At 69.6% G+C, this 7,333-nt stretch carries 5 protein-coding genes and 4 pseudogenes; 7 read left to right on the forward strand and 2 right to left on the reverse strand.

The genetic code is table 11. The annotated features are described in order from the left end of the window. From FV230_RS29865 to FV230_RS21715, 3 genes and pseudogenes are all read left to right on the forward strand, one after another. The coding region (locus FV230_RS29865; RefSeq protein WP_187275576.1) for a hypothetical protein at positions 1–2,444 on the forward strand (2,444 nt) is incomplete at its 5' end. 44 nt (positions 2,445–2,488) lie between these two features. After that, positions 2,489–2,842: pseudogene (locus tag FV230_RS21710) on the forward strand (septal ring lytic transglycosylase RlpA family protein); the annotation flags it as partial. After that, a pseudogene (locus FV230_RS21715) lies at positions 2,769–3,341 on the forward strand (DUF4113 domain-containing protein); the annotation flags it as partial. The pseudogenes FV230_RS21710 and FV230_RS21715, both read left to right, overlap by 74 nt. A 630-nt stretch (positions 3,342–3,971) precedes the next feature. On the opposite strand, the gene FV230_RS21725 reads toward FV230_RS21715, so the two are convergent. Beyond that, positions 3,972–4,511 (reverse strand): hypothetical protein, encoded by a 540-nt coding sequence (locus FV230_RS21725; RefSeq protein ID WP_147843882.1) that lies wholly within the window; start codon positions 4,509–4,511, stop codon positions 3,972–3,974. After that, complete coding sequence (locus FV230_RS21730; RefSeq protein ID WP_147843883.1) at positions 4,511–5,005, reverse strand: hypothetical protein; 495 nt, start codon at positions 5,003–5,005, stop codon at positions 4,511–4,513. The genes FV230_RS21725 and FV230_RS21730 overlap by 1 nt, the downstream gene beginning before the upstream one ends. Positions 5,006–5,810: 805 nt before the next feature. On the opposite strand from FV230_RS21730, the gene FV230_RS21735 reads away from it, so the two are divergent. The 4 genes and pseudogenes from FV230_RS21735 to FV230_RS21750 all read left to right on the forward strand — a co-directional run. Further along, positions 5,811–6,020 carry a hypothetical protein gene (locus FV230_RS21735; protein WP_147843884.1) on the forward strand — a complete coding sequence of 70 codons (210 nt, stop codon included), beginning with the start codon at positions 5,811–5,813 and terminating at the stop codon, positions 6,018–6,020. Continuing rightward, positions 6,020–6,298 (forward strand): hypothetical protein, encoded by a 279-nt coding sequence (locus tag FV230_RS21740; RefSeq protein ID WP_147843885.1) that lies wholly within the window; start codon positions 6,020–6,022, stop codon positions 6,296–6,298. Before FV230_RS21735 ends, FV230_RS21740 begins: the two co-directional genes overlap by 1 nt. Positions 6,299–6,326: 28 nt before the next feature. Beyond that, positions 6,327–6,645 (forward strand): annotated as a pseudogene (locus FV230_RS30930) (hypothetical protein); the annotation flags it as partial. A gap of 315 nt (positions 6,646–6,960) precedes the next feature. After that, a pseudogene (locus FV230_RS21750) lies at positions 6,961–7,333 on the forward strand (porin family protein); the annotation flags it as partial.

Genomic DNA, 7,333 nt, shown 5'->3' on the forward strand with positions numbered 1-7,333 from the left:
TGCTCTCGGCGGCGTTCGCTCCGGCCGAGGCGGCGACGGCGTCGGACGCTGGCCTCGGCGTTCGTTCTGCCGCGGCACCGGGGGCGGACGCCGCGACTTCGGCCGACGCCACCGCCGCGACGAAGGCCGCCACCCTCCCGTCGACCGATGCCGCGGGCCAGGCCGACGCCGCCGACACGACGAAGGCCGCCACCTTCCCGGCGGCCGATGCTGCGGGCCAAGCCGACGCCGCCACCGCAACGCTCGCCGCGAGTGCGGCCATTGCGCAGCCCGTGACGGGCTCCGACGCTGCGGTGGCCGGGCTGTCCGCCGGCTCGGCCGCGTCCGACGTGACCGCCGGCACCGAGACGGTGTCGTTGGTCCTGGCTGCTCTTGCGAGCCGTGCCGACGCCCTGGCGGCATCGGATGCGCTGGCGGCGGCGCTCACGGCTTCCGCGGCCGTGAGCGAGGTGGCGCCCTCCACCGACGCCGGTGCTGGCGCCCTGTCGCTCGCGGCTCCTGCTTCCGATGCGGCCACGGGTTCGGAGATGGCCGCAGCCAGTCCCTCGGGCGCGATGGTCGCGGCGGACGCGGCGTCGCCGTTGGATGCGGCCTTGCCCTTGAGGTCGGCAGCCTTCGCCGGCGCCGACGCCCTGGCTGGTGGCGATGCGGTCGAGCGAGCCGCCTCGGCTGCGCTTGCCCCCTTCGACGCCGCCGCGCCCGGCGACCTCGCCGCGGCGGCTCTGGCCGCACTACAGGCTGTCGCGGAAGCCGTCTCCTCGACGGACGCGACTGCATCGGTCGCCGTTGCGATGGCTGCGACGGGGGATGCCGCCGCCGGGGCTGACGCTGCCGACGGTACGCTCTGGGTCACCGCTGACCTCGTCGAGATCGTTCCGACCTCGGAAGCTACGACAGCCCGTGCGACGGCAACGGTGGCGGCCGGCGATCAGGCCGCGACCGCGGACGCCGCCGATGTCGTCGCCGCGGTCGCGTTCGACCTGGCCGAGATGGCGGGCTTGGTCGAGGTGCTGGCGGCCGTCCTCGCGGCCTCGGTTCAGGCGCTGGACGCGGTCCCCGTCGTCGAGGCGGGGGCGGTGAGCCTCACCGCCGTGCTACCGGCGGCCGACGCTGGCGCGATCACCGAGGCCCTGGCTGGCGCCGCATCGGCGACCGTTGCCGGTGTCGAGGCCTTCGCGGCGGAGGACGCGGCCGACGGTCGACCGCTCTTTGCGGTCACCGCCGGCGATGCGGCCGCAACCACGGATGCGGCCGGCGTCACGATGGCGCTGGCGCTCAGCCTTTCCGATGCCGCGCTGGCATTGGAGTTGGCCGGCGCAACCCTGACGGCGAGCGTTGCCGGCGCCGACACTTCGGATCTGATCGAGGCGGTTGCGGCGGCTCTGTCGGCGCAGGTTGCGCTGACCGACATGGTCGCGCCGCTCACGGCCGCCATCATCGGCCTGCAGCTCGCGCAGGTCGCGGACGAAGCGGCGCCGGCCGTCGACGCGGCCGTGACGGTCCTGGCGGGTGCGGCGTCGCCCGATGAAAGCCTCGCTGCGGTCGAGGCGGTTGCTGTGACGGCGCAGGTCGTGACGGCCGCCGCCGACATCCTAGCGGCGGTCGAAGCGGTCACCGCCAGCCTCGCCGGCCGGCTCGACGCGGCGGATCTGGCGTCGGTCGCGGACGCGGCGGGTGCCGGTCTTGCCGCGAGCGTTGCGGCGGTCGACGCAACCCGGCCGGACGCCGCGGGGCAGCTTCGTGCCGATGGCGTCGTCGATGCAGCCGATCGAACGGCGCTTGTCGCCGATGCGGTGCCGGTGCTCGGCCTCGACCTCGCCCTTGGCGACCTTCTCGCCCTGGTCGAGCGGCTTGCCGGCGTCCTCTCCCGCTACCCCTTCCTGCGGCTGGCTGGGCGCGCCAGCGGGCTCGCCCTCGTCGGCTGCGGCCAGGGCTTCGACCTCACCGGCCGCGCCAGCGGCGTCGTCCTTGTCGGAACCGGGCAGGGCTTGGCCCTCGTCGGGGTCGGCAGCGGCATCGCTCTCACAACCAAGGCAAACGGCATGGCGACCCCGATCCGAGCCTCCTTCTTCCTCGGCGAGACCTGGCCGATCGAGGCGACGGCGACCGACTTCCGCAACCGGGCCCTCGATTTGACCGGGGCGCAGATTAGCCTGCGCCTAGAGAGGAACGGCGCGGTTGCGATGACCCGACTGCTCGGCGACGGCGTCGAGATCGTCGACGCGAAGGCCGGGACGTATCGCATCCTCGTGACGCCGGCTCACCAGGTGGCCGCGGGGATCAAGGCGACGGCGGCGTCGAAGGGCGCCATCCCTGCCGCCCCGTCGCTCGCCGATCTCGCCGACGGCTACGACGCCGAGATCCGGATCGTGCTCGCCGACGGCACCGTGTCGACCCAGGCCAAGGGCGTGATCGCCGTCCTGGCGAGCGACTTCACGCTCTAAGCCGCCCGGGCCGCGATCGGCCCTTCGCCACTCGGAGATCCTCCATGCTCCTGCAGCGCCTCGCGCTGCGGGCCGCCGTCGCGTGCCTGATGGCCGCGGCGACGCCCGCCTGCGCCCAACTCGCCGGTCGTGCGAGCTTCTACGGCTACGAGTCCGGACGCGTTCGCGCCGACGGCTATCCCTTCGATCCGCTGGAGTTCGGGGCGGCGCACTGGACGCTGCCGCTGTGCCGGCGTCGGGCTCGTGAAGCGGGCCGCTGCCGGCCGGTCCGGGTGAAGGTCACCGACAACGCCACCGGCCGCAGCGTGGTCGTCCCGATCAACGATCGCGGCCCGCACCCGCGCCTGCACCGCGCCATCGACCTCTCGCTCGGCGCCGCTCGGGCGCTCGGCATCACCGATCGCGGCGTGATCGACGCACGCGACGCGGCTCGGCGAGAAGCTCCGGCGCGAGGGCCTCGGCACGAACCACGTCTCGGTGTTCTACCATACGAGCGAGCACGACCGGGGCGCGCCGATGCGCTCGGTCTCGACCACCGTGACGTTGCCGGAGGCGACGAACGACACTCTGGCCCTGATCAAGGCAGCGCGGCTCGGCGTCGCGAGGACCTGGCGCGAGCCCGGCGCCCGGCCGTGGCGGTTCAGCAAGGCCGGCATCGTCACCACCGACCTGATGTCCTTAGAGGCCAGCCCACGCGCTCTGATCGGCCAGCTCGACCGGGAGCGCTCCGGCCCGCTGATGGCGGCGATCGACGCCTGCAACGCCCGCTTCGGCCGCAGCAGCGTCGTCCCCGCCCGGGCTGGTCTCGTCGAGAAGCGGACGTGGAGCACGAAGTTCGAGATGCGGACGCCGCGCTACACGACACAGGTCGGCGAGCTGCCGATTGCGGTGGCTTGAAACAGGCGCTTCACACCAGCAACCAAGTCGACGTTCTCATGCTGGTAACTGGCGGTGGCCTGGTAACAGAGGCGTGCAACATCAATGGCATCGCCCCGACTGTTAATCGCCTTGTCGCAGGTTCGAGTCCTGCTCGGGGAGCCATCACTTCTCCAAGCCATTTTTCGGATTGATCTTTTCGCTCCGAACCCCGCACCGGTTCAGGAGAAGCGGAGATGGACATTCGAGCTGCTGCCCTCTCTGCGACCCGCTCGGCGAGTTTCGCTCGGTCGGCTCCGCGCAGGTAGGTCGCGCTCGCGGCTCCCCTCAGCCCATCCGAACCAGGCGTTCCATTCGGCCTCCGTGGCGCCCTCCTCCGCCGCGCGCCCGCCTTGCGCAGACCGTGCGCTGCGCCAGCTCGCAGCATCACTCCGAACCGCGGCGCATATTGCGGACCGGGCGGTCATCGCCGCCTTCCTCCAGGACGCGGCGACGACCATGGCCGCTCACAACCCGCTGTCTCGAACGAGCGCGGGCGCTCGGCGCCACTGGACCGGGCGGCAGCGAGAATTCGCATCGTTCGGCCGCCGATGCCCACGGTGGGCCGGAGGCTCGGTTCGATGCCCTGCCACCTCACGGCAGTTGATACGGTCAGGTCGGATCTTCGGTCAGGTCTTTGAACTCGTCCTTGAGGCAAGCATGCACGCGCCTGAGCCATAGTTGAGCTTCAGCCTCTTCAGCCTTGGCGGCCTCTGCCTGCTTCTCTGCAAGCTTCGCCCTGGCTTCCGACAGCCGAGCCAGTTCCTCAGCCCTCTCGGCACGTGCGATGGCCGCGGCCGCTGAAGCTTCGGCAGCCTCGGCGCGCCGTTCGGCCTCTTCGGTGTGCTTGAGGCTACGGCGAATGATCGACTGAGACTGGCGGGACACCTCCTGCGCGAAATCGCGTGCCCGGCGCACGCGGTCTCCAACGTCGCGGATCAGGTCGAGCGCGGCAGGCCAGTCGGTTTCGCCAGGACCGACATCCGCAAGCCTTGACGGTGAGATGCCCGGCTCCACGAAGAGGGGTACGATCTTGCTGACGGACTGCAGCCCGGCCGCCAACTCGGAGCTGCTGCGCCAAGCATCGTCGGCCGGGATATCACGTCCGGCCGGGCGGACGGTGATTGCAGGACGCTGAGCTGAGTTCGGCATCACGCAGTCCTCTTCACATCCGGCTCAAGGGTGAACTCGCTCGCGATCGTGTCGTAGACGCGTGTGAGCCACTCCTCCGCGATCCGCGCTCGCTCTTCGGCCGCCTTTACCCTCTCGTCGGCCAGCTTCAGCATGGCGTCGGCACGGCTCTGAATTTCAGCGGTGCGCGCCTCAGCGTTTCGGACCCGCTCGGCGGCGTTGCGGACATCTTCGCGGACGCGGTCGAGCACCTCCTGGACGCGCAGCTCCTGTTCTTGAGCCTGCGCCTCGACCTCGCGGGCGTGATTGGCCGCATGCCGAACCCGCTCGATCAGCTTCGACCAATCCTGTGGCGAGGAACGACGGGTGGGAGCGCCTCCACCACCGATGTCGTCGAGAGGCCCGACCAACCTCAACACGTTGGCCAGGTGGGTGTCGGTCGAGGAGGTCACATTCGTAGGCGCTTCGAGTTCGGAGGGGCTCTCCCAGGGGTATCGCTTGCTCGGACCCGTCATGACGCTTTCATTTCGCCTGGCTTCGTTCCGGAACCGCCATCCCGGGCTCACGGTGTGAGCATGTCCAAGAAGCCTAAAATATACTGATGTGTCTACCTGGCGCGCTTCTTATTGCCTTTAATTGATATCGCTTCCGCGCGGCGGTTCTTTATTGAGAGACCGTTGTGGCGGTTGAAACACAACATGCCGAGGAGCGCTGACATATGTAGCGTCAGATGCTCGATAACCTCGGCGCTCAGATCTGCCACCGTTGCCGGAAGCCCGCTCGCTCTCGGGGGTATGGACTCCCGACACGGTCGTCGCACAATCAGCCGCTGGCACCCAACCCCTCGTGCTCCCCCGCTACTCCCAGTCGGCGGCCGATCCTTCGGCAGCCCGCTCCAGGAACGTGGCCGGGGCCTTCCAGCCAACCTCCGCGCCGTTCGGATCGCCCCGATCCGGCGGCACGTAGCGACCGCGGTTGTCCTTCAGGCGCCGTCCCTCGCGAGAGGCATCGGCGTGGCTCCGTTGAATGGAGCCCCTACGATCCGGCCGGCGTATGAAAGTCGAAATGGCGTGCGCGGTCAGCGGTCGAAAATAATTTTCGGCAGCCGCTGACGGAATCGGGTTGCGCCTGACCCTGTCGGCCCGTGTACGCACTGGGTCCGCCCAACGTCGGGTCACGAGGGTGCGAGAGCAGGTTGTCGGCTGGAATGTAGGCGGCGGCCCTGCTCGAAGGGGCAAACAGGACCGTCGCAACAGATCGAGCGACCTGCTGGCCGCGGATGCGGCGGCGCCCACGGTGGATCAGATGGGTTGCTGAGGGATGAGCGATGAGACGACGGCTCTGGTCCTGGCGCTCGCGACCGAGAACGCGGAATTGCGCGCGGCGCTCGCCGAGGCTCAGGAACTCTTAATCGAGACCGCCGTCGATGCCGGCGAGATGCATGCCCGTGTCGAGGAATTGCAGATGGAGTTGGCCGTGGCACGTGCGAACCGTGATGCCTGGATGATCCGCGCGAGGCGGCAGGCCTGATGATCGACCCCTACATCTGCCAGCCACGCGATACGGAATTTCGGACCCTGCTGGGAGCGCTCGACGACAACCTGCGGACGCGCACCATCCACAACCTGGCCAGGCTTCGCGTCGATCGCGAGGGCGGCGAGGGTACGTATCGGGACATGCTGGCCCTGATCGCCGCCGGGGGCACCGGCGCGCTCGCGGCCCAGCGTGCCCTGGACCGTGTCCACGAGAGAGCCGAGAGGAACCTCTCGGACGTCCTGGCGGCCTTAGCAGAGGGCAGCGCCACCTGACGGCTCGGGACGGATTTGCCGACCGCGAATGCGGCGCAGACCACAGCCGGCAGATCGATGGCCGCCGAGCTATCCAGACCGCTGTTCCTACCCGATCGACGGGCGCGAGCTGTCGGCCATGGTCCGGTTCCGGCGTGCCGGCGGCGCCTGCGAGGGCTGCGGACGACCGCATGGGCGCATGGTTTCCCACCTGGGCGACGGGCGGTGGCGGAATGCCGAGGTTGGCACCTGGCGTGACGGGAAGGGCAAAAGCCTCACCGCGCTGCCGCGTGAACCACGACCGGCCCGAGCATCAGCGGCGGCGGTCGCCGTTCCGGCGCCGTGCGCTGGGCAACCTATTCGGTGGCACCGAACTGCGCCCACGGGCCAGCCAGGCGCCCGACTGCAGCGCCCTCGAAGCGGATCCCTTCGGCAGTCAGTCAGGGTGTGAACTTTGGGGGTAACGCGCGTAGTGCGACCCAGGAAAGCCAGGCCGAGACAGCAGGGCTGTTTGCCCACCAGGGACTTACGTGAAAGCGTGCGGATGGCGGGGCGCGCCTCATGATGCGAGGGCGTGATTGGATCAGAATAGAGGGATTGCAGGTGTGTCTTAGTCGCTACAGCAACTGCGCGGGAAAAGGGTATCTAGCAGTCAACTAGGCACACCGATCGGCACCCGACATATGAACAAGATCCTTACGTCCCTCGCAGCCTTCACGGCTCTCACCGCTGCCGCGTCCGCCGCCGACCTTCCGCGTCGCGCCCCGCCGCCGGTGTTCACCCCGGTTCCGGTGTTCACCTGGACGGGCGCCTACTTCGGTATCAATGCCGGCTACGGCTTCGATGCCAACGACAACCGCGGCGCCACCGTCGTCGGTGTCTCGCCGCAGAACGCGATCTTCGCCGGCCCGGCCGGTGGTAACCGCGCTGGCGTGCTCGCCTTCGGCGGCAGCCGCGGCAACGACGGCTTCACCGGCGGTGGCCAGGTCGGCTACAACTACCAGTTCACCCCGGGCTCGGGCGTCGTGATCGGCATCGAGGCCGACGCGCAGTACG

The sequence above is a fragment of the Methylobacterium sp. WL6 genome (assembly GCF_008040095.1).
In the GTDB taxonomy this organism is placed as follows: Bacteria; Pseudomonadota; Alphaproteobacteria; order Rhizobiales; family Beijerinckiaceae; genus Methylobacterium.